Annotated in this window: 19 protein-coding genes; 12 read left to right on the top strand and 7 right to left on the bottom strand. The window is 70.4% G+C overall.

Annotated elements, in window-relative coordinates; translation table 11 throughout:
* Nucleotides 1-45: 45 nt before the first annotated feature.
* Nucleotides 46-1353, top strand: coding sequence for an RNA polymerase sigma factor (locus OG504_RS22365; protein ID WP_405991426.1), 1308 nt, complete (start codon nucleotides 46-48; stop codon nucleotides 1351-1353).
* 184 nt (nucleotides 1354-1537) lie between these two features.
* On the opposite strand, the gene OG504_RS22360 is transcribed toward OG504_RS22365, so the two are convergent.
* A complete protein-coding gene (locus OG504_RS22360) occupies nucleotides 1538-2719 on the bottom strand; it encodes a THUMP-like domain-containing protein (RefSeq protein WP_405991425.1) in 1182 nt (393 codons plus the stop codon).
* 101 nt (nucleotides 2720-2820) lie between these two features.
* Between OG504_RS22360 and OG504_RS22355 the strand changes: the two genes are divergently transcribed.
* From OG504_RS22355 to groL, 5 genes are all read left to right on the top strand, one after another.
* Nucleotides 2821-3780 carry a polysaccharide deacetylase family protein gene (locus OG504_RS22355; protein WP_405991424.1) on the top strand — a complete coding sequence of 320 codons (960 nt, stop codon included), beginning with the start codon at nucleotides 2821-2823 and terminating at the stop codon, nucleotides 3778-3780.
* Nucleotides 3777-4472, top strand: coding sequence for a polysaccharide deacetylase family protein (locus OG504_RS22350; protein ID WP_405991423.1), 696 nt, complete (start codon nucleotides 3777-3779; stop codon nucleotides 4470-4472). Before OG504_RS22355 ends, OG504_RS22350 begins: the two co-directional genes overlap by 4 nt.
* 57 nt (nucleotides 4473-4529) lie before the next feature.
* Nucleotides 4530-5018 (top strand): hypothetical protein, encoded by a 489-nt coding sequence (locus OG504_RS22345; RefSeq protein ID WP_405991422.1) that lies wholly within the window; start codon nucleotides 4530-4532, stop codon nucleotides 5016-5018.
* Nucleotides 5019-5312: 294 nt separating this feature from the next.
* Complete coding sequence (gene groES, locus OG504_RS22340; protein ID WP_019066754.1) at nucleotides 5313-5621, top strand: co-chaperone GroES; 309 nt, start codon at nucleotides 5313-5315, stop codon at nucleotides 5619-5621.
* A gap of 112 nt (nucleotides 5622-5733) precedes the next feature.
* Nucleotides 5734-7359 carry a chaperonin GroEL gene (groL, locus tag OG504_RS22335; protein WP_033280060.1) on the top strand — a complete coding sequence of 542 codons (1626 nt, stop codon included), beginning with the start codon at nucleotides 5734-5736 and terminating at the stop codon, nucleotides 7357-7359.
* A gap of 122 nt (nucleotides 7360-7481) precedes the next feature.
* Here the strand turns inward: groL and OG504_RS22330 are convergent, their stop codons facing one another.
* Together OG504_RS22330 and OG504_RS22325 are read right to left on the bottom strand one after the other, a co-directional pair.
* Entirely contained in the window at nucleotides 7482-8255 is a 774-nt protein-coding gene (locus OG504_RS22330) for an SDR family NAD(P)-dependent oxidoreductase (protein ID WP_405991421.1), read from the bottom strand.
* A gap of 108 nt (nucleotides 8256-8363) precedes the next feature.
* Nucleotides 8364-9032, bottom strand: a complete 669-nt coding sequence (locus OG504_RS22325; RefSeq protein ID WP_405991420.1) for an MOSC domain-containing protein — start codon at nucleotides 9030-9032, stop codon at nucleotides 8364-8366.
* 80 nt (nucleotides 9033-9112) lie between these two features.
* On the opposite strand from OG504_RS22325, the gene OG504_RS22320 reads away from it, so the two are divergent.
* Nucleotides 9113-10012, top strand: a complete 900-nt coding sequence (locus OG504_RS22320) for a LysR family transcriptional regulator (RefSeq protein ID WP_405991419.1) — start codon at nucleotides 9113-9115, stop codon at nucleotides 10010-10012.
* Nucleotides 10013-10065: 53 nt separating this feature from the next.
* Here the strand turns inward: OG504_RS22320 and OG504_RS22315 are convergent, their stop codons facing one another.
* Nucleotides 10066-10392, bottom strand: a complete 327-nt coding sequence (locus OG504_RS22315; protein ID WP_019055584.1) for a WhiB family transcriptional regulator — start codon at nucleotides 10390-10392, stop codon at nucleotides 10066-10068.
* Nucleotides 10393-10771: 379 nt separating this feature from the next.
* Between OG504_RS22315 and OG504_RS22310 the strand changes: the two genes are divergently transcribed.
* The 4 genes from OG504_RS22310 (at nucleotide 10772) to OG504_RS22295 (ending at nucleotide 15164) form a co-directional block, all read left to right on the top strand.
* Entirely contained in the window at nucleotides 10772-11383 is a 612-nt protein-coding gene (locus OG504_RS22310; RefSeq protein WP_003948568.1) for a response regulator transcription factor, read from the top strand.
* A gap of 266 nt (nucleotides 11384-11649) precedes the next feature.
* The gene (locus tag OG504_RS22305; RefSeq protein WP_033280064.1) at nucleotides 11650-12237 is read left to right on the top strand and encodes a sigma-70 family RNA polymerase sigma factor; all 588 of its coding nucleotides are present in this window, start codon (nucleotides 11650-11652) and stop codon (nucleotides 12235-12237) included.
* A 192-nt stretch (nucleotides 12238-12429) separates the two neighbouring features.
* On the top strand, nucleotides 12430-13935 hold the full coding sequence (guaB, locus tag OG504_RS22300) for an IMP dehydrogenase (RefSeq protein WP_033280065.1): 1506 nt from the start codon (nucleotides 12430-12432) through the stop codon (nucleotides 13933-13935).
* 104 nt (nucleotides 13936-14039) lie between these two features.
* Nucleotides 14040-15164 carry a GuaB3 family IMP dehydrogenase-related protein gene (locus tag OG504_RS22295; RefSeq protein WP_033280066.1) on the top strand — a complete coding sequence of 375 codons (1125 nt, stop codon included), beginning with the start codon at nucleotides 14040-14042 and terminating at the stop codon, nucleotides 15162-15164.
* 696 nt (nucleotides 15165-15860) lie between these two features.
* Here OG504_RS22295 and OG504_RS22290 read toward each other — a convergent pair.
* Nucleotides 15861-16436 (bottom strand): hypothetical protein, encoded by a 576-nt coding sequence (locus tag OG504_RS22290; RefSeq protein ID WP_405991418.1) that lies wholly within the window; start codon nucleotides 16434-16436, stop codon nucleotides 15861-15863.
* A gap of 159 nt (nucleotides 16437-16595) precedes the next feature.
* Nucleotides 16596-17804 (bottom strand): nucleotide sugar dehydrogenase, encoded by a 1209-nt coding sequence (locus tag OG504_RS22285; protein WP_033280068.1) that lies wholly within the window; start codon nucleotides 17802-17804, stop codon nucleotides 16596-16598.
* Nucleotides 17805-18093: 289 nt separating this feature from the next.
* Between OG504_RS22285 and OG504_RS22280 the strand changes: the two genes are divergently transcribed.
* Nucleotides 18094-19800, top strand: a complete 1707-nt coding sequence (locus tag OG504_RS22280; RefSeq protein ID WP_405991417.1) for a glycerol-3-phosphate dehydrogenase/oxidase — start codon at nucleotides 18094-18096, stop codon at nucleotides 19798-19800.
* 164 nt (nucleotides 19801-19964) lie between these two features.
* Here the strand turns inward: OG504_RS22280 and OG504_RS22275 are convergent, their stop codons facing one another.
* Nucleotides 19965-21092, bottom strand: coding sequence for a serine hydrolase domain-containing protein (locus OG504_RS22275; RefSeq protein ID WP_405991416.1), 1128 nt, complete (start codon nucleotides 21090-21092; stop codon nucleotides 19965-19967).
* Nucleotides 21093-21094 lie beyond the last annotated feature (2 nt).

The raw sequence follows: 21094 nt of genomic DNA, 5'->3' as shown, positions 1-21094 counted from the left end.
GGTCTTCCTTGGTCTGAGGCCGCCGGGGGTGTTGCATGGTGGGTTGTGACTCCGGAATCACAGCCCACCGCAGACCCGCGTGCCACCGCCACGGACGCTCGCGGCAACGCCACGGACCCGCACAGCACCATCGAGACCGTCTTCCGCATCGAGTCCCCGCGCATCATCGCCGCCGTCGCCCGCCTGGTCCGCGACGTGGGTATCGCCGAGGAACTCGCGCAGGACGCGCTGGTCGCCGCCCTGGAGCAGTGGCCGAGGGAGGGTGTGCCCGACAACCCGGGCGCCTGGCTCATGGCCACCGCCAGGCACCGCGCCGTGGACCTGATCCGGCGCCGGGAGAACTACGCCCGCAAGCTCCAGGAGATCGGCCGCACCCTGGAGACGACGGCCCCGCCCGAGGAACCCTCGTCCCCCGACGACATCGACGACGACCTCCTGCGCCTCGTCTTCACCACCTGCCACCCGGTCCTCTCCGCCGAGGCCCGCACCGCCCTCACCCTGCGCCTCCTCGGCGGCCTGACCACCCCCGAGATCGCCCGCGCCTTCCTCGCCCCCGAACCGACGATCGCCCAACGCATCGTCCGCGCCAAACGCACCCTGGCCACCAAGAACGTCGCCTTCGAGGTCCCCTACGGCCCCGACCGCGAGGCCCGCCTGGGCTCGGTCCTGGACGTCATCTACCTGATCTTCAACGAGGGTTACGCGGCGACGGCCGGCGACGACTGGCTCCGCCCGAGCCTCTGCGAGGACGCGCTCCGCCTGGCCCGTCTCCTCGCCGCCCTGATGCCGAAGGAACCCGAAGTCCACGCGCTGGCTTCGCTGTTGGAGTTCCAGGCCTCCCGCTCGGCCGCCCGCACCGCCCCGAACGGCGACCCCGTCCTCCTCAAGGACCAGAACCGCCGCCGCTGGAACCGCCTGCTCATCGCCCGCGGCATCACCGCCCTCGGCCGCGCGGACGCCACGTCCACCGGCGCCCCCGGCCCCTACGCCCTCCAGGCCGCCATCGCCGCCTGCCACGCCCACGCGTACACCTACGACGAGACCGACTGGCCGACGATCGCGACCCTGTACGGTCTCCTCGCCGCCCGATTCCCTTCCCCGGTGGTCGAGTTGAACCGCGCGGTCGCCGTCTCGATGGCGGAGGGCCCGGCCCCGGCACTGGAGATCGTCGACACCCTCGCCTCCGAACCCGCCCTGCGCGACTACCACTTGCTGCCGAGCGTCCGCGGCGACCTGCTCCTCCGCCTCGGCCGCACGACGGAGGCGAAGGCGGAGTTCACCCGGGCGGCCGCCCTCGCCCGCAACGCACGCGAACGCCAACTCCTGCTGCGCCGGGCGGCGGAGGCGTCGTAGGACGACGGGGGTGGGTGGAGGCGCGCCCGGTATCGGAATCCGACGGATCGTCACATGCGCGGCGGGCGGGGGAGTTCGAGCCGACCGCACACCGTCGGCGGACAGGGCCTCGGGCCGGCAGGGATCCTCGACGCGTTCCGTGCCTCCCGCCGAGTCCTCCCCGGCAGCACGCTCCGCAGAGCCGTCAGACCGGCCGCCCGATCAACATCGTCGGCGCCCCCGCCACTCGAGTAAGAAACACGGTCGCCGAGTTGGGCCCCTGAGGCTTCACCTTCCGCCGCAGTTCCTCCGGTTCGACAGCCGACCCCCGCTTCTTCACGGTGAGGATTCCCACCTCGCGCTCCCGCAGCAGTGCCTTCAACTTCTTGACGCCGAAGGGGAGTTGATCGGTGATCTCGTAGGCGGAGGCATACGCGGTCGGCCGTAGCTCATCCGCGGTCACATACGCGATGGTCTCGTCGATGAGCCCGCCCCCGACCTCCTCCGCGACCTCGGCGACGAGGTGGGCGCGGATGACGGCGCCGTCTGGCTCGTACAAGTACCGCCCCACGGAACGGACTTCGGGGTCCGGAAGCCCGCGCCCGTGCAGAACTCGCGGGCCGGGGAGGAGAGTTGCGCGTACCGCACCCGGCCGCACCCCGGTCCCGAACCACAGCACCGCCTCCTTCACGTCACCCCCGTCCGAGATCCACTCCGCCTCGGCCTCCGCCGGGATCGCCTCGTGCGGTACCCCGGGTGCGATCTTCAGCGCGGCGAGCGGGGCCGTCGTAGCGGCGCCGATGGCCCAGGACAACGGTGGGGAGTACGCCTCGGGGTCGAAGATGCGGCCGCGGCCGCCCCGTCGCGCGGGGTCGACGAACACGGCGTCGTACGCGGACGTGTCGACGTCCGTCACGTCCGCTTCCTGGACCTCGATCAGCTCGGTCAGCCCCAGTGCCTCCGCGTTCGCGCGCGCCACGGCGGCCGTCAGCGGGTCGCGGTCCACGGCCAGGACGCGCACCCCCGCCCGGGCCAGCGCGATCGCGTCGCCGCCGATGCCGCAGCAGAGGTCGGCGACGGAGGTGACGCCCAGGTCCAGCAGGCGGGCGGCGCGGTACGTGGCGACGGTGGCCCGGGTCGACTGTTCGAAGCCGTTCGGGGTGAAGAACATCCGGTCGGCGTCCTCGGGCGTGAACTTCGCTGCTGCCGCACGTTGGCGCAGCCGTGCCTGGCCGAGGGCCGCCGAGACGAGGTCGGCGGGGTGGTCGCGGCGGAGGCGGGTGGCGACGGCGAGTTCCTTGGCCGGGTCGGTGCCGCGGACCTCGTCGAGGAGGGCGCGGCCCTCGGGGGTGAGCAGGGCGGCGAAGGCGAGTACGGGGTCGTTCACCGGGACATTGTGGGCCAGTCGGTGGACGGTGTGCCTCCGGTGGCGGTGTGTTGGCGGTGTCGGCGCGGGATCGGGGCCGGGGCCTGAAAAGATCCGGCCCCATGCGAGTAGTCGTACAAAATGACATCAATCGGGCGTGTGGGGGCCGGGCGCACGCGAGTCCGCGCCGGAGGGCGGGCGCCCGTGGCGCGCTCGCCGCCCTCGCGCTGGCCGCTCTCGTCTCCGGCTGCGGCCAGTCCGGCTCGGGCGCGGGCGTCCACCCGGCGCAGGGCGCGCAGCCGCTGCACGCGCCCCCGGCCCGCGCGCTGGACTCCTACGCGACGAAGCTGCGCGCCGCGTACGCCGCGCGGGTCGCCGCGGCCAAGCGCTGGGGGCTGGCGAAGGTGCCGCTCACGGCGCCGCCGGCGCCCGTGCACAAGCCGGAGATCACCGCGCGCAAGGGCTTCGAGGTGGACGACCAGGAGGAGCTGAACCTCCCGCCGGTCTTCACCACGATCCCGACCAAGAAGAAGATCGTCTTCCTCACCATCGACGACGGCGAGAACAAGGACCCCGCGTTCCTGCGGATGATGAGCGACCTGAAGATCCCGTACACCGCCTTCCTCAGCAACTACCTGGTGAAGGACGACTACGGCTACTTCCGGAAGATGCAGGCGCAGGGGCACACGATCAACAACCACACCCTCACGCATCCGTATCTGCCGGGGCTGTCCTACGCCGAGCAGAGGCACGAGATCTGCGGGATGCAGGACATCATGAAGAAGCAGTTCGGCAAGGCCCCGACGGTCTTCCGGCCGCCGTACGGGAACTACAACCACGACACCCTCGTTGCCGCGAAGTCCTGTGGCATCAAATACGCCCCGATCTGGGACGAGGAGGTGTTCGTCGACCACTGGGAGTACCGCGAGGACGACCTGTCCCTGCATCCCGGTGACATCGTCCTGACGCACTTCCGGGGCCGTGAGGACTGGAAGGGCACGATGGTCGACGACATGCGCCGCTTCCTGGGCAAGGTCACGGCGGAGGGTTACGCGGTGGCCCGCCTGGAGGACTACCTGTGAGGTTCGCGACCCTGCGGACGCCGGTGGCCGTCGCGTTGGCGGCCACCCTCCTCACCGGCTGCGCGCAGTCCGTCGACCCCATCGAACGGCTCGGCAAGAAGGCCGCCCAGCGCGTCCACCCGCACGGCCCGTCCCGCGAACAGCCGTACCGCCACTGGGGTCTGACGGCCCCGCTGCCCCCCGCCCCCAAACCGTCGCCCCACCCCGCCCCCCGCTCGGCGGGCCCGGGCCTTCCGCCGGTCGTGGACCACGTCCGAACCCGCGACAGGGTCGTCTTCCTGACCTACGACCACGACGCGGGCGCGCGACGGGACCCGGGCTTCGCCGACATGGTCCGCGAACTACGCCTGCCCGTCACCGAGTTCGGCACCGCCCAGGACCGCCGCCCCGTCGCGGGCCTGCCCTACGACGCCCAGCGCACCGAGATCTGCGGCAGCCGGACCCGGCTGCTCCGGCCCCCCTACGGCACGTACGACACGACGACCCGCCGGGCCGCCGCCGACTGCGGCATCTCCGCACTGGTCCTGTGGCGGGCCGCCACGACCACCGGAACGCTCACCTACACGCGCGGCGACCACCACCTGGCCCCGGGCGACATTGTCCGCATCGCCCCGACCGACACGACGGCCCGACTGCTGCGCGGCATCCAGGAGCAGGGCCTGACGGTGGGCCGCCTGGAGGACTACCTCTAGCGCGCAGGGCGGGAGTGTCAGAGGCCCCGGCTAACCTGCCGCGCACGACGAACAGCGGTGAGTGGAAAGGGCCTTGCGACGGGTGGCAGCGAGTGGACCTCCACCGGGCCGTACCAGAGGGATCTGGAGTCGGCGTTCCGGCAGGCGCAGGAACTGGCCAAGGACGACCACGGGTTCCCGGGGCGGGACGTCGTCGATCTGTGGGAGGACGACGACTGGCGGGAGTACATCCTGACGGGCGGCACGTCCTCCGTGCTCGACTTCTACGACCTCATCGACGCCGGGTCCGGGGACGACTTCGCCATGATGCGACCACTGACCGAGGACGAGGTGCGCGACTGGGCGCCGGAGGGCAGGCCCACCCGCGAGCAATGGGTCGCGGCCCTGCGCACCTGGGTTCCGTCCTTCCCGGGCCGTGGGAGCGGTCGCTGCACGATCCTCTATCGCGAGGGCGAGCCGGCCGAGATCGGCTACTGGGGATGCGCGGCGGACTGGCGCGGGAACCGTTCGACGCCGGTCGGCACTCTCAGCCCGTCCGGCGTTTGAGGACGAGGCCGTTCAGGCCGAAGGGGGGTCTGGGGGCGCAGCCCCCAGGGGACGGCGGCATCGAGCACAGGCCCGCCGGACAGCTCAGGGCGACGTCGAAATTCCGCTCAAGCGCCGCGGGCATTGGCACTCCGCTTGACCGAGTGCTAATCGCGGTCATAGTCTCAGACCTGGCACTCCCCCCTGGAGAGTGCCAATAGCGACGGGCAGGTCCGGCACCCGCGACGACGGATCCACCTGGTCGCCACCTCAGACAGTTAACCCCGTGAGATCTCCGAAGGGGGAGGTCGGATCGTGACGACCACCAGCTCCAAGGTTGCCATCAAGCCGCTTGAGGACCGCATTGTGGTCCAGCCGCTCGACGCCGAGCAGACCACGGCCTCTGGCCTGGTCATCCCGGACACGGCCAAGGAGAAGCCCCAGGAGGGCGTCGTCCTGGCCGTGGGCCCGGGCCGCTTCGAGAACGGCGAGCGTCTTCCGCTCGACGTGAAGACCGGCGACATCGTGCTGTACAGCAAGTACGGCGGCACCGAAGTGAAGTACAGCGGCGAGGAGTACCTCGTCCTCTCGGCCCGCGACGTGCTCGCGATCATCGAGAAGTAATTCACCCAGTTTTGCAGTGAGCTACGCCCCTGGCCCCCGCGACCTTATGAAGCCGGGCGTCAGGGGCGTAGTTCGTTTCACCCACGTTTTCCGAGAGGGCTGAACCGCTCCCATGGCGAAGATCCTGAAGTTCGACGAGGACGCCCGTCGCGCCCTCGAGCGCGGCGTCAACAAGCTTGCCGACACGGTCAAGGTGACGATCGGCCCCAAGGGCCGCAACGTCGTCATCGACAAGAAGTTCGGCGCCCCCACCATCACCAACGACGGCGTCACCATCGCCCGCGAGGTCGAGCTCGAGGACCCGTACGAGAACCTCGGTGCCCAGCTGGTGAAGGAGGTGGCGACCAAGACCAACGACATCGCGGGTGACGGCACCACCACCGCCACCGTGCTCGCCCAGGCGCTCGTGCGCGAGGGCCTGCGCAACGTCGCCGCGGGTGCCTCCCCGGCCGCCCTGAAGAAGGGCATCGACGCCGCCGTCAAGGCCATCTCCGACGAGCTGCTCGCCACCGCGCGGCCCATCGACGACAAGGCCGACATCGCCGCCGTGGCCGGTCTGTCCGCGCAGGACAGCCAGGTCGGCGAGCTCATCGCCGAGGCGATGGACAAGGTCGGCAAGGACGGTGTCATCACCGTCGAGGAGTCCAACACCTTCGGTCTGGAGCTGGACTTCACCGAGGGCATGGCCTTCGACAAGGGCTACCTGTCGCCGTACTTCGTGACGGACCAGGAGCGCATGGAAGCGGTCCTCGAGGACCCGTACATCCTCATCCACCAGGGCAAGATCAGCTCCATCCAGGACCTGCTGCCGCTGCTGGAGAAGGTCATCCAGGCCAACGCCTCCAAGCCGCTGCTGATCATCGCCGAGGACGTCGAGGGCGAGGCCCTGTCGACCCTGGTCGTGAACAAGATCCGCGGCACGTTCAACGCGGTCGCGGTCAAGGCCCCCGGCTTCGGCGACCGCCGCAAGGCGATGCTCGGCGACCTCGCCACCCTCACCGGCGGTCAGGTCATCGCCGAGGAGGTCGGCCTCAAGCTCGACCAGGTCGGCCTGGACGTGCTGGGCTCCGCCCGCCGCGTGACGGTCACCAAGGACGACACGACCGTCGTCGACGGTGCCGGCGACTCCTCCGAGGTCGCGGGCCGCGTCAACCAGATCAAGGCCGAGATCGAGAACACGGACTCCGACTGGGACCGCGAGAAGCTCCAGGAGCGCCTCGCGAAGCTGGCCGGCGGCGTGTGCGTGATCAAGGTCGGCGCCGCCACCGAGGTGGAGCTGAAGGAGAAGAAGCACCGTCTGGAGGACGCCATCTCCGCGACCCGCGCCGCGGTCGAGGAGGGCATCGTCTCCGGTGGTGGCTCCGCTCTGGTGCACGCCGCCAAGGTCCTCGAGGGCAACCTCGACAAGACCGGTGACGAGGCCACCGGTGTCGCGGTCGTGCGCCGCGCGGTCGTCGAGCCGCTGCGCTGGATCGCCGAGAACGCGGGCCTCGAGGGCTACGTCATCACCGCCAAGGTCGCCGACCTCGAGAAGGGTCAGGGCTTCAACGCCGCGACCGGCGAGTACGGCGACCTGGTCAAGGCCGGCGTCATCGACCCGGTCAAGGTCACCCGCTCCGCCCTGGAGAACGCCGCCTCCATCGCCTCCCTGCTCCTCACGACCGAGACCCTGGTCGTCGAGAAGAAGGAAGAGGAGGAGCCGGCCGCCGGTGGTCACAGCCACGGCCACTCCCACTGACGCGAGTCGGTGAACCCGTAGGACGTGTACGTCGAAGGCCCGGCGCCCCTCAGGGGGAGCCGGGCCTTCGCGTTCCGCCGGAACCTTCGTCACCGAGGCCGCCGTCACCGTGGCGGCTGCCGTCACTGCGGCCCGTACTTCCGCCCGGTCTTCGAGGTGATCCCGCCCAGCACCGCCTGCGGGGTGACCTTCACCAGACCCATCAGCGCCTTGTAGCGCGGGTCCGGGATCGACAGCGACTTGCCGCGCGCCAGATCCGCGAGCGCCGCCGCGACCAGCTTGTCCGCGTCCAGCCACATCCAGTTCGGGATGTTGTCCGTACCCATCCCGGCCCGCTCGTGGAACTCGGTCCGCACGAAGCCGGGCGCCAGCGCCATCAGCCGTACGCCACTGCCCGCCAGGTCCTTGGCCGCGCCCTGGGTGAACTGCACGACCCACGCCTTCGACGCGCCGTACGTCCCGCGCGGTACGAAGGCGGCGACCGACGCCACGTTGACGACCCCGCCGCGCCCGCGCTCCCGCATCGCCTCGGTCGCCGCGCTGGTCAGCCGGAGCACCGCCTCGCAGTGCACCTTGAGCATCTTCAGCTCGTCGGCCATGGACACGTCGAGGTAGCGGCCCTTGTTGCCGAAGCCCGCGTTGTTGACCAGCAGGTCGACGGGGTTCTTGCGGTCGGCGAGGCGGGCGGCCACCGTGTCGATGCCCTTGTCCGTGGCCAGGTCGGCGGTCAGTACCTCCGCCTCGATGCCGTGCCGGTCGTGCAGTTCGGTCGCCTGCTCCCCGAGCCGCGCGGTGTTCCGCGCCACCAGCACGAGGTTGTGTCCGTCCGCCGCGAGCCGCCGCGCGAACGCGGCACCGATCCCCGCGGTCGATCCCGTAATCAATGCCGTTGTCATGGCGCAAGATTAGTGACCCGGAGCGAGCCGGTCCGATCTCTGCACAGGCCCTCCCGATCCGTGACGAACACGTGTCGAACATCGCGTCGAACACGCCGTGACGGCAGGTCAGGCGGGGTACTCCGCGACATACTTCCGGGCCTGCGCCAGCGCCTCAGGATGCAGCGCCTCGCCCGCCGGAAGCAGCCGCGGCAGCAGCTCCCGCTCGGTCGTCACGGCCCGGAACTGCAGGGCCACCGTCACGTCGTGGTCGGGCCGGTGCACGATCTCGATCGGGTCGCCCGCCCGGATCTCACCGGGCTCGATCACCCGCAGATAGGCCCCCGGAGCACCCTTCACGGTGAACCGTTTCACCCACCCGCGTTCGCCCAGATGGTCCTGGAACGTACGGCACGGGATCCGCCCGCAGGTGACCTCCAGGACCACCTCGGAACCGATCCGCCAGCGCTCGCCGATCCGCGCGCCGGACACGTCGAGCCCGAGTGTCGTCAGGTTCTCCCCGAAGGAACCGCTGGCCAGCGGGCGCCCCAACTCCCGCTCCCAGTCGTCGAGATCCTCGCGCGCGACCGCGTACACCGCCTGGTCGTCGCCGCCGTGGTGCCGCCGGTGACACACCGCGTCTCCGGCGAGCCCGCTCCCGGCGACGCCCTTGGCGCCGGGCGCGCTCACCCGCACCGGCGCGTCGGTCGGCCGCTTGTCGATGCCGGTCACGCCTTCGGGCTGGTCCGTGTACGGCACGGCCGTGGCCCGGCCCAGATTCAGCGAGAGAAGCTTCATGACGGCACGGTAGACGAGAGCGCCTCAAAGGTGCGGCGCATTATTCGGCGTCGTAGCAAAGAAGAGCTTATGCTCGGCGCATGATCGAGGCCCGACATCTCCGTGTGCTGCGCGCCGTCGCCGCCACCGGCTCCTTCTCGGCGGCCGGGCGTGAACTGGGCTGCACCCAGCCCGCCGTCAGCCAGCAGATGAAGGCCCTGGAGACCTCGGTCGGCACGCCGCTCCTGATCCGCACCGGCCGCGAGATGCGCCTGACCCAGGCGGGCGAGGCCCTGGTCCGCCACGGCGCGGGCATCCTCGCCGGGCTGACGGCGGCCGAGGAGGAGGTCGCCGCGATCGCGGGGCTGCGCGCCGGCCGGGTCCGCCTGGTCTCCTTCCCCAGCGGCAGCTCGACGCTCGTCCCCGCCGCACTGGCCGCCCTGCGCGCCGCGCACCCCGGCACCCGCGTCTCCCTGGAGGAGGCCGAGCCGCCGAAGTCCGTCGAGCTCCTCCGGGAGGGCGACTGCGACATCGCACTCGCCTTCCGCTACGAGGCCGCGGCGGGCGCCGAGGACTGGTCCGACCTGGTGGTGCGACCCCTGCTCCGTGACCGCCTGGTCGCCCTGGTCCCGGAAAAACACCGGCACGCGCGCGTGCGGTCGCTCGCCATCGGCGAACTCGCCGACGACCCCTGGATCGCCGGCTGTCCGCGCTGCCGGGGCCAGTTGGTCGAGGTGTGCGAGGCCGCCGGCTTCACCCCGCGCATCGACTTCGCGACCGACGACTATCCGGCGGTCGTCGGCCTGGTGAGCGCGGGCCTGGGCGTCGCCGTCCTGCCCCAGCTCGCCATCGAGTCCGTACGGCCCAGGGGTGCGCGGACGGTGACGCTGGAACCGGCGGTGCGGCGGGAGATCGTCGCGCTCACCCTGCCCGACCTGGCGCAGGTGCCGGCCGTGGCGGCGACCCTCGACCAGCTGGAGCGGGCGGCGCGCGAAAAGTAGAGGGGCACGCGTGCGCGTACCCCTGTCGGAGGACTTGTTGGAGAAACGTTCCTTCAGTTGTTCGAAGCCATGTCCCCGGCGGCCGAAGCCGACACCAGCCGGTTGCGGGCACGCCCCATGAGCTCTTCGCGCTCGTCCTCGGTCAGGCCGCCCCAGACGCCGTACGGCTCGCGCACAGCCAGCGCGTGCGCCGCGCACTGTGCGCGGACCGGGCACCTCATGCAGACCTCTTTGGCCGAGTTCTCACGAGCGCTTCGTGCCGCACCGCGCTCGCCCTCGGGATGAAAGAAGAGCGAGCTGTCGACCCCTCGGCAGGCAGCCAGGAGCTGCCAGTCCCACAGGTCCGCGTTCGGTCCGGGAAGGCGGGAGAAATCTGCCATTGCGTGACCCCTTGTAGCCGTTATGGGCGGATACGGTGTCCACGACCGTACAACTACGATCTAAGGAGATGAAAATATGACTCATTGCGAATCTAGCCTCAGACACCAGCAAAAGGGAAGAAATAGGGCTGAATGGGGCACCGGTTGTGATGAAAGCTTGAGGGTCGGCCCCGATGCCTCCACCGTGTCCGCACCCTCACGTAGAGTGCCGAAGATGGCACACGGCCCCGTAACTCTTTCGAGTGACCGTCGTTGAGAGTGCGAGGCGGTTGAAAACACAAGTGCTCGGGCAGGCGTCCGAGACGGTCGACCGCACAGGTGACGATTTCGTACCAGCCTGGAGGCTCAAGGTGACGCGCATCAGTTGCGGAGGGCGGCCATGACATCCGTCCTCGTCTGTGACGACTCCCCGCTTGCCCGAGAGGCGCTCCGCCGCGCGGTCGCGACCGTGCCCGGTGTCGAGCGCGTGACGACGGCGGCCAACGGCGAGGAAGTACTCCGCCGCTGGGGTGCCGACCGCTCGGACCTCATCCTGATGGACGTACGCATGCCCGGACTCGGCGGTGTCGAGACCGTGCGGCGGCTGCTGTCCGCCGACCCGGGCGCACGCATCATCATGCTCACCGTCGCCGAAGACCTGGACGGCGTGGCCCTCGCGGTCGCGGCCGGCGCCCGCGGCTATCTGCACAAGGACGCCTCGCGCGCCGAACTGCGGGCCACGGTCACCCAGGCCCTCGCCGACCCGACCTGGCGACTGGCCCCGCGCCGGCTGCGGTCCGCCGAGATGGGCGCCGCTCCGACGCTCACCGCGCGCGAGATCCAGGTCCTCGAAGGGATGAGTCACGGCCGCTCCAACGCGGAGATCGGCCGTGAGCTGTTCCTCTCCGAGGACACCGTCAAGACACACGCACGGCGGCTCTTCAAGAAACTCGGCGCCTCGGACCGGGCACACGCCGTGGCGCTCGGTTTCCGGTGGGGTCTGGTCCGTTAGGGCCAGGTCAGTGGGTCGTAGCGGGGATACGAGGATCCCCGCCCGCCACCAGGTGGGCGGGGACGGTGAAGGGGCCCGCCGGGTGCCCGCTGCTCGTTTCGCCGCGGATGCCGCATCCTTGAGGTGTGGAGTTCCTCGGGGACGAGTCGGTCGAGCGGGAGGGGAGGGCGCAGGAGATGAGTTCCGGCGCACCTGCTCATAACGCTTCGGTGCACAACAACGGACGCGGTGCCACGGACCCTTCGGCCGCAAGGCACCATGGACCGATGCGTGACGACGAGGCGGCCAGTGCCCCAGGGGCGATTGGTGGACTCGTCCTTCGCGCGGTCGACGGAGACGAGCAGGCGACCCACGATCTGCTCGCCCACGTCCACCCCTTGGCCCTGCGCTACTGCCGCACCCGGCTGTCCCGACTCCCGGGCGACGCACGGCACTTCGTGGAGGACCTCGCCCAGGAGGTCTGCGTCGCCGTCCTCCTCGCACTGCCCCGCTACAAGGACACCGGCCGCCCCTTCGAGGCCTTCGTCTTCGCCATCGCCGCCCACAAGGTCGCCGACCTCCAGCGCGCCGCGATGCGCCACCCCGGGTCCACGGCCGTGCCCTCGGACGAGATGCCGGAGCGCCCGGACGACTCCCTCGGCCCCGAGGAGCGTGCCCTGCTCAGCAGTGACGCCGAATGGGCCAAGAAACTCATGGCCAACCTCCCGGAGAACCAGCGCGAACTGCTCCTGCTGCGCATCGCCGTCGGCCTCACCGCCGAGGAGACCGGGCAGATGTTGGGAATGTCACCCGGCGCGGTCCGGGTCGCCCAGCACCGCGCGCTGAGCCGACTGCGGGCCCTGGCCGAGCAGTAACTCCCGTACGGGCACTGCCCTCAGTGGCGGAGCCCTGCGCCGCGGTGCCTTTCGTGAACAGTCGGCCGACGGCGTACGTACGAACATACGAAGCCCGGAGCGGGCCGTAGCCGTGGAATCGTGGAATTAGGTGACCGCGCTTCCCGTTAGCATGGACATCCGCACCGATCAAGGCCATTTGGGGAAGGTGTCATGACTGCCAACGTCGACGGAGTGCCCGCCAAATTCGCGACACTAGGGCTGACCTACGACGACGTGCTGCTGCTGCCGGGCGCGTCCGACGTGCTCCCGAACGCGGTCGACACCTCGTCCCGCATCTCGCGCAACGTCCGCGTCAACATCCCGCTGCTCTCCGCGGCGATGGACAAGGTGACCGAGTCCCGGATGGCGATCGCGATGGCCCGCCAGGGCGGTGTCGGCGTCCTGCACCGCAACCTGTCCGTCGAGGACCAGGTCAACCAGGTCGACCTCGTGAAGCGCTCCGAGTCCGGCATGGTCACCGACCCGATCACCGTCCACCCGGACGCCACGCTCGGTGAGGCCGACGCGCTGTGCGCCAAGTTCCGCATCAGCGGCGTCCCGGTGACCGACGGCAACGGCAAGCTCCTCGGCATCGTCACCAACCGCGACATGGCCTTCGAGACCGACCGTTCCCGTCAGGTGCGCGAGGTCATGACCCCGATGCCCCTGGTCACCGGCAAGGTCGGCATCTCCGGCGCCGACGCCATGCAGCTGCTGCGCCGCCACAAGATCGAGAAGCTGCCCCTCGTCGACGAGGCCGGCATCCTCAAGGGCCTCATCACGGTCAAGGACTTCGTCAAGGCCGAGCAGTACCCGAACGCCGCCAAGGACGCCGAGGGTCGTCTCATCGTCGGCGCCGCCGTGGGCGCGAGCCCCGAAGCCCTGGAGCGCGCCCAGGCCCTCGCCGAGGCCGGTGTGGACTTCCTGGTCGTCGACACCTCGCACGGCCACAACAGCAACGCCCTCAACTGGATGGCGAAGATCAAGTCGAGCGTCGGCGTCGACGTGATCGGCGGCAACGTCGCCACCCGCGACGGAGCCCAGGCCCTGGTCGACGCCGGTGTCGACGGCATCAAGGTCGGCGTGGGCCCCGGCTCGATCTGTACGACCCGTGTCGTCGCCGGCATCGGCGTCCCGCAGGTCACCGCGATCTACGAAGCGTCCCTCGCCGCCCGCGCGGCCGGCGTCCCGCTCATCGGCGACGGCGGCCTGCAGTACTCCGGCGACATCGGCAAGGCGCTGGCCGCCGGCGCCGACACGGTGATGCTCGGCAGCCTGCTCGCGGGCTGCGAGGAGTCGCCGGGCGAGCTGCAGTTCATCAACGGCAAGCAGTTCAAGTCGTACCGCGGCATGGGCTCGCTCGGCGCGATGCAGTCCCGCGGTCAGGGCCGGTCGTACTCCAAGGACCGTTACTTCCAGGCCGAGGTCGCCTCCGACGACAAGCTCGTGCCCGAGGGCATCGAGGGCCAGGTGCCCTACCGCGGCCCGCTGGCCAACGTGCTGCACCAGCTCGTCGGCGGGCTGCGCCAGACCATGGGCTACGTGGGCGCGGCCACCATCGAGGAGATGGAGACCAAGGGCCGCTTCGTCCGCATCACGTCCGCAGGCCTCAAGGAGAGCCACCCGCACGACATCCAGATGACGGTCGAGGCACCGAACTACAGCCGCAGCAAGTAGTCGGCAGGCTTCCTCAAGGGCGGCCCCGGGGACACCGGGGCCGCCCTTGTCGTGTCCGTCGGCGATACTGGAAGACGCTGAAACGCAGAGGAAAGGCCACAGACGTGACTGAGATCGAGATCGGGCGCGGCAAGCGCGGCCGCCGGGCGTACGCCTTCGACGACATCGCCGTCGTCCCCAGCCGCCGTACGCGGGACCCGAAGGAGGTCTCGATCGCCTGGCAGATCGACGCCTACCGCTTCGAGCTGCCCTTCCTGGCCGCCCCCATGGACTCGGTCGTCTCCCCGGCCACCGCGATCCGCATCGGCGAGCTCGGCGGCCTCGGCGTGCTGAACCTCGAAGGCCTCTGGACGCGGTACGAGGACCCGCAGCCGCTGCTCGACGAGATCACCGAGCTGGACGTGGACGCCGCGACCCGCCGCCTCCAGGAGATCTACGCCGCTCCCATCAAGGAGGAGCTGATCGGGCAGCGCATCAAGGAGGTGCGCGACTCGGGCGTGGTCACCGCCGCCGCGCTCTCCCCGCAGCGCACGGCCCAGTTCTCCAAGGCCGTCGTCGACGCGGGCGTGGACATCTTCGTCATCCGCGGTACGACGGTCTCGGCGGAGCACGTGTCGGGTTCGCACGAGCCGCTGAACCTGAAGCAGTTCATCTACGAGCTGGACGTCCCGGTGATCGTCGGCGGCTGCGCCACGTACACCGCGGCCCTGCACCTGATGCGCACCGGCGCGGCGGGCGTCCTCGTCGGCTTCGGCGGCGGCGCGGCGCACACCACGCGCAACGTGCTGGGCATCCAGGTCCCGATGGCCACCGCGGTCGCGGACGTGGCCGCCGCCCGCCGCGACTACATGGACGAGTCCGGCGGCCGGTACGTGCACGTCATCGCCGACGGCGGTGTCGGCTGGTCCGGCGACCTCCCCAAGGCGATCGCCTGCGGCGCGGACGCGGTCATGATGGGCTCCCCGCTCGCCCGCGCGACGGACGCGCCGGGCAAGGGCCACCACTGGGGCATGGAAGCGGTCAACGAGGAACTCCCGCGCGGCAAGAAGGTCGACCTCGGCACGGTCGGCACCATCGAGGAGATCCTCACGGGCCCGTCCCACATCCCGGACGGCTCGATGAACATCTTCGGTGCACTGCGGCGCGCGATGGCGACGACCGGATACAGCGAGCTGAAGGAGTTCCAGCGGGTCGAGGTCACGGTGGCCGACTCGCAGCACAAGCGGTAGGCGGTAGGCGGTTCTACGACGCGGTAGCCGTACGACGCTTTCAGGGGCCCGGGCCTGGGTGGTCCGGGCCCTTTTGCGTGCCCAAGTGGGGGGCGTGGGGCGCGCGTTGATGTTGGGGGGCGCACGGTTGCGTTCGGGGCGAAAGTTCGCTGGTGGGGCGTGTCGGGGCGGTAGCGTCCGTGATCGGCGCCCCAGTTGTGTGGGGTGCTCCCTTCCACGGAAATCGTTCCGGACCCGGGCTCTCGGGGCCCGGCCCGAATTCCAGACGAACCGCCTACCGGGCCAATGGGCGGCCTCGTGGAAGGGGGCGCCCATGGGTCGCCACCGCAAGCCCACCCGCTGGGACCGGATCCGTCTTCGGATGGTGAAGCAACGGAGGAGGTGGATCTTGTGGATGTACGGCGGAAAGTGAGCGGCCACCCCCATCACACGTAGGGGTGGACACTCCGTTCACTTTTCAGGAGCTCACCGCAGGGCCTACTGCGGTGGGCTCCACCTTGTTGGTGGAAGGTGAGTGGCCACCCCCATACCAACTAGGGGTGGACACTCCGTTCACTTTTCAAGAGCCAACCGCAGTAGCCCGCTACGGCCGGTTCCACCTGTTTCTTACGGTACCGGCGCCGCGAGTCGCACGCCACCAGCCCCCGACGCACACCCCGCCTCAAGCGCCCCCCCTGCACAACCCGCGCGCCGGGGTCAGAGCGCCGCCTTCTTGGTGCCGGAGAACGCGGCGAACGCGGCGATGGCGAAGAAGACGAAGGTGAGCGGGTCGGAGTCGGCCTTCCAGGCGTCCTGGACCACGCCGAAGTGGTCGAAGAAGACCTTGCTGAAGTCCACGCCGTACTCGTCCGCGATGAGCATCGCGTCGCCGACCAGCTGGCCGACGTAGACCGCGCCCAGGGCCAGCACGGCGCTGACCACGGGGAGCACGGGGTTGCGACCGCCCAGCTTGCCCGCCGCGAGGCCGATGACGAAGCCGACGCCGATCGCCGCCCAGCCGATCTCGTGCTTGGTGGTGCCGATGACGAAGCCGTAGATCCCGGCGGCGACCAGCGCGGCGGCGACAGCGGTCACCAGGCCGAGCGCGATGTTGTTCTTCGGGGGAGCGGGCGGGGCGTACGGCGCGTTCGGGGCCGGAGGGGGCGGTACGGCGCCGGGCTGCTGGGCGTACGGGTTGCCGTCGACCGGCTGCGGCTGCGTGGGCGCCTGCGGCTGGGCCTGCGCCTCGGGCTGTGGCTGTGGCTGCTGTGGTGGCGTGGCTGACTGGCTCATGACAGAGATCCCCCCACGGGATGCGAAGACAGGAAAAGCGAAACGGAGTCGCGTGCGCGCGGATATGCGACAACTGTGCGACGAGTGTGGGGAGATTAGCAGGTCGACGTAACCCTGTGACCAGTCGTTTTCGTGCTCAGATGCGGTGTGCCTTCGTGCTCAGAGCCGGTGTGCCGCGCCCGTCGGTGTCGCCCCGCGCGTGTCCAGCAGCAACTGGGCCTTCACGGACAGGCCTTGGAGGTCGTACGTCCGGTGCTGCTGGAGCAGGATCGTCAGGTCGGCGTCGGCCGCCGCCTCGTAGAGGGAGTCCGCGCGGGGGACCGGGCGGTCCAGGACGCTCCAGGACGGGATGTGCGGGTCGTGGTAGCTGACGGAGGCGCCGAGTTCCATGAGGCGGATCGCGATCTCCTGGGCGGGGGTGCCCTGTTGGTCGGCGAGGTCGGCCTTGTAGGTGACGCCGAGCAGCAACACCCGTGCCCCGCGCGCGGACTTGCCGTGTTCGTTGAGGAGCGTGGCGGCGCGCTGGATGACGTAGCGGGGCATCTGGTTGTTGACCTGCTGGGCGAGTTCGACCATGCGCAGGGGGCGGGGGCCGTGGCCGGTCAGGTCCTGGGGGACCGCGTGGCCGCCGACGCCGGGGCCGGGGCGGAAGGCCTGGTAGCCGAACGGCTTGGTCTCCGCGCAGCGGATGACGTCCCAGAGGTCGACGCCCAAGTCGTGGCACAGGACGGCCATTTCGTTGACGAGGGCGATGTTGACGTGCCGGAAATTGGTCTCCAGTAGCTGCACGGTCTCCGCTTCGCGCAGGCCACGCGCGCGTACCACCTTGTCCGTGAGGCGGCCGTAGAAGGCGGCGGCCGACTCGGTGCAGGCCGGGGTGAGGCCGCCGATCACCTTGGGGGTGTTGGCCGGGGTGAAGTCGCGGTTGCCGGGGTCGATGCGGCTGGGGGAGTAGGCGAGGTGGAAATCGCGTCCCGCGCGGAGACCTGATCCCTCTTCGAGGAGGGGGCGCAGGAAGTTCTCGGTGGTGCCGGGGTGCACCGGTGACTCCAGGATCACCGTGGTGTGCGGCCGCAGGTGGGCCGCGAGGGCGCGGGCGGCCGTCTCCACCTGGCTGAGGTCGAGGCCGCCGTCGGCGTCCCGGGGGGTCGGCGCGCAGATCACGGCGGTGCGTACGCGGCCGAGCTCGGCGGGGTTGGTGGCCGGCCGGAAGCCCCCCGAGAGCATCCGGCGCAGTTCGGCGGGGCTGAGGGAGCCGGCCTCAGGACCGGTCTTGAAGCCGGCCGTGGCGATACCGGCGGCGACAGCGGCCTGGGCCAGGGGCAGGCCGAGAGGACCGAGTCCGATGACGGCGAGATCTGCGGGCATGGCGTGGGCCGTCCTTCCCAATAACCGAAGCGGGACAGATAACCGAAGCGGGACAGGTGCGCAAGCCCTGTGGACAGAACGAGCGAGCGCAATGTCAGACTAGGAGTAAATATGACCGTTATGCGGGATTGGACGGCTGTGTTTTTCGGCAGTCCTGTGATTGTTGTCCACAGGCTGGGGGTGAGTGGTGGCTGAAGTCGGGCAACCCGGTCAGAATTTGGGCAGGAGGGATACGAACCGGGCTTCGCCGAACGGGTGCGGCCGGCGCTACCGATAGCGGGAGGCAGCGGTGAGGACAGCGACACTGGGTCCGGCGCAGCGAGCCGAGGCACTGGCGGGAATGGCCGAGCGGGAACTGGATGTGCTCGTCGTGGGTGCGGGTGTGGTCGGCGCGGGCACCGCCCTGGACGCCGTGACGCGCGGCCTGTCCACGGGACTGGTCGAGGCGCGCGACTGGGCGTCCGGCACATCGAGCAGGTCGAGCAAGCTCATCCACGGAGGTCTGCGCTATCTGGAGATGCTCGACTTCGCCCTCGTCCGCGAGGCACTCAAGGAACGCGGACTGCTGCTGGAGCGGCTCGCCCCGCACCTGGTGAAGCCGGTGCCGTTCCTGTACCCCCTCCAGCACAAGGGCTGGGAGCGCCTCTACGCCGGCTCGGGCGTCGCGCTCTACGACGCGATGTCCATGGCCCGCGCCCACGGCCGGGGTCTGCCCACCCACCGCCACCTGAGCCGCCGTCACGCCCTGCGCGTGGCGCCCGCGCTGAAGAAGGACGCCCTGGTCGGCGCCCTGCAGTACTACGACGCGCAGATGGACGACGCCCGCTACGTGGCCACCCTGGTGCGCACGGCTTCCTCCTACGGCGCGAAAGTCGCCAACCGCGCGCGGGTGACCGGTTTCCTGCGCGAGGGCGAGCGCGTGGTCGGCGCCCGGGTGCAGGACGTCGAGGCGGGCGGCGAGTACGAGATCCGTGCCAAGCAGATCGTGAACGCCACGGGCGTGTGGACCGACGACACCCAGGCGATGGTCGGCGAGCGCGGCCAGTTCCACGTCCGGGCCTCCAAGGGCATTCACCTGGTCGTCCCCAAGGACCGCATCAACTCCTCCAGCGGGCTCATCCTGCGCACCGAGAAGTCCGTGTTGTTCGTCATCCCGTGGGGCCGGCACTGGATCGTCGGCACCACCGACACCGACTGGGACCTCGACAAGGCCCACCCGGCCGCGTCCAGCGCGGACATCGACTACCTCCTCGAGCATGTGAACTCGGTGCTCGCGGTGCCGCTGACCAGAGACGACGTCCAGGGCGTCTACGCGGGACTGCGGCCCCTGCTGGCCGGCGAGTCCGACGCCACCAGCAAGCTGTCCCGCGAGCACACCGTCGCGCATCCGGTGCCGGGGCTCGTCGTCGTGGCGGGCGGCAAGTACACGACGTACCGCGTGATGGCCAAGGACGCCGTGGACGAGGCGGTGCACGGGCTCGACATGCGCGTCGCCGAGTGCGTCACCGAGGACGTGCCGCTGCTCGGCGCGGAGGGGTACCGGGCGCTGTGGAACGCGCGGGCGCGGATCGCGTCGAAGACCGGCATCCATGTGGTGCGGGTCGAGCACCTGCTGAACCGTTTCGGTTCGATGGCGGAGGAGGTCCTCGACCTCATCGAGAAGGACCCCACCCTCGGCGAACCCCTCCAGGCCGCCGACGACTATCTGCGCGCCGAGGTCGTCTACGCCGCCTCGCACGAGGGCGCACGGCATCTGGACGACGTCCTCACCCGCCGCACCCGCATCTCCATCGAGACCTTCGACCGGGGCACGCGCAGCGCCCGTGAGGCAGCCGAGCTGATGGCACCGGTGCTCGGCTGGGACAAGGACCAGATCGAGCGCGAGGTCGAGCACTACGAGAAGCGGGTCGAGGCCGAGCGGGAGTCGCAACGCCAGCCGGACGACCTGACGGCGGACGCGGCGCGGTTGGGGGCGCCGGACATCGCGCCGCTGTAGTCCCGTCGCGGGATGTGGCGCCGCCGTGGCGCCGCCAGGTGCGGTCGGTCCCGCCAGGGGCCGGCTTCGCCCGCAGCCCGCTGCAACACCGTCCGCTGCACTCACCGCCCGCTTCACTCGAACGAGTGTCATGAGTTGGGATCTTTGTCCGGAACCCGGCCGTTCTACGAGGTGCGGGGGCAGAACTCGGCGGCGAGCAGGGCCGGTTCGAGGCCAGGGTCTGCGATCTCGCCCGTGTTCACCCGGAAGGTGAGGACATGACGGCCGTCGACGGTGGCTGCGGTGCGCACGTAGCTGCCCGAGATCCGGCCGTTGTGCCCCCACACCGTGGTGCCGCACGGCAGCTTCACCGGGAACAGCCCCATGCCGTACGAGCCGTGTGCGGTACGGGTGTCGAGCATCTCGCGCAGCCAGTGCGGGGGCAGCAACTGCCCGCCGAGCAGGGCCGAGTAGAAGCGGTCCAGGTCGGCGAGCGTGGTCACCAGCTCGCCCGCGGCCCCGGCCACCCGCGGGTCGAGATCGGTGACGTCGGAGCCGTCGGCGGCGTAGGCCCGGCCGTGCGGTGAGGGAAGAGTGGTGCGGGAGCCCGGGAAGGAGGTGCCCGTCAGACGCAGCGGAGCGATGATGCGGCGCTCGGCCTCGGTGGCGTACGAGTTGCCGGTGACCTGTCGGATCACCAGGCCGAGCAGCACGTAGTTGGTGTTCGAGTAGGAGAAGCGGCCGCGATCGGCCGGAGGGTGGGTGATGGCCATACGGACGGCCTGAGTTGGGGTGACGGGGACGGTGCCCCCGGTGACCGCGGTGAAGTCGTACAGACCGCTGGTGTGGGTGAGCAGGGAGCGGAGGGTCAGCGCGCGCCCGTCGTTGCCCGCTCCGTGTACCAGACCGGGCAGGTGCTGCTCCACCGTGTCGGACAGGGACAGCCGGTGTTCGGCGGCCAGTTGGAGGATCACGGTCGCGATGAAGGTCTTCGTGATGCTGCCGACGCGGAAGTGGTCGGCGCGGCCGATGCCTGTTCCGGCCTGTGTGTACTCCGTCGTACCGAGTGCGTAGTCCGACTCGGCCTGGGCGTCGTCCGTCCCGGTCCGCGGGTGGTCCGTCCCGGTCGGTGCGGTGCCAACGCCCGTGCTGTCGTGGGCCAGTAGGGCCGCGGCGGGTGCTCCGCCTCGGGCGACCAGCAGTCTGACCAGGGCGTTCGTGTCCGGTGCCGGGTGGGCCTGGGAGGCTGCCGCGGACAGGCAGAGGAGGGTCAGGGACACCGGAAGGGCGAGCAGTGTCCGAGGTGTGGGCATCG

This window comes from Streptomyces sp. NBC_00986, assembly GCF_045162565.1.
Taxonomy (GTDB): Bacteria; Actinomycetota; Actinomycetes; order Streptomycetales; family Streptomycetaceae; genus Streptomyces.
This window is presented reverse-complemented; position numbering and strand designations above follow the sequence as displayed.

Excerpts from the sequence above, each read along its gene's own strand:
- OG504_RS22355 (WP_405991424.1), top strand. The coding sequence starts at position 2,821 with ATGCGAGTAGTCGTACAAAATGACATCAATCGGGCGTGTGGGGGCCGG.
- groL (WP_033280060.1), top strand. The coding sequence starts at position 5,734 with ATGGCGAAGATCCTGAAGTTCGACGAGGACGCCCGTCGCGCCCTCGAG.
- OG504_RS22330 (WP_405991421.1), bottom strand. The coding sequence starts at position 8,255 with ATGACAACGGCATTGATTACGGGATCGACCGCGGGGATCGGTGCCGCG.
- OG504_RS22325 (WP_405991420.1), bottom strand. The coding sequence starts at position 9,032 with ATGAAGCTTCTCTCGCTGAATCTGGGCCGGGCCACGGCCGTGCCGTAC.
- OG504_RS22320 (WP_405991419.1), top strand. The coding sequence starts at position 9,113 with ATGATCGAGGCCCGACATCTCCGTGTGCTGCGCGCCGTCGCCGCCACC.
- OG504_RS22315 (WP_019055584.1), bottom strand. The coding sequence starts at position 10,392 with ATGGCAGATTTCTCCCGCCTTCCCGGACCGAACGCGGACCTGTGGGAC.
- OG504_RS22310 (WP_003948568.1), top strand. The coding sequence starts at position 10,772 with ATGACATCCGTCCTCGTCTGTGACGACTCCCCGCTTGCCCGAGAGGCG.
- OG504_RS22305 (WP_033280064.1), top strand. The coding sequence starts at position 11,650 with ATGCGTGACGACGAGGCGGCCAGTGCCCCAGGGGCGATTGGTGGACTC.
- guaB (WP_033280065.1), top strand. The coding sequence starts at position 12,430 with ATGACTGCCAACGTCGACGGAGTGCCCGCCAAATTCGCGACACTAGGG.
- OG504_RS22290 (WP_405991418.1), bottom strand. The coding sequence starts at position 16,436 with ATGAGCCAGTCAGCCACGCCACCACAGCAGCCACAGCCACAGCCCGAG.
- OG504_RS22285 (WP_033280068.1), bottom strand. The coding sequence starts at position 17,804 with ATGCCCGCAGATCTCGCCGTCATCGGACTCGGTCCTCTCGGCCTGCCC.
- OG504_RS22275 (WP_405991416.1), bottom strand. The coding sequence starts at position 21,092 with ATGCCCACACCTCGGACACTGCTCGCCCTTCCGGTGTCCCTGACCCTC.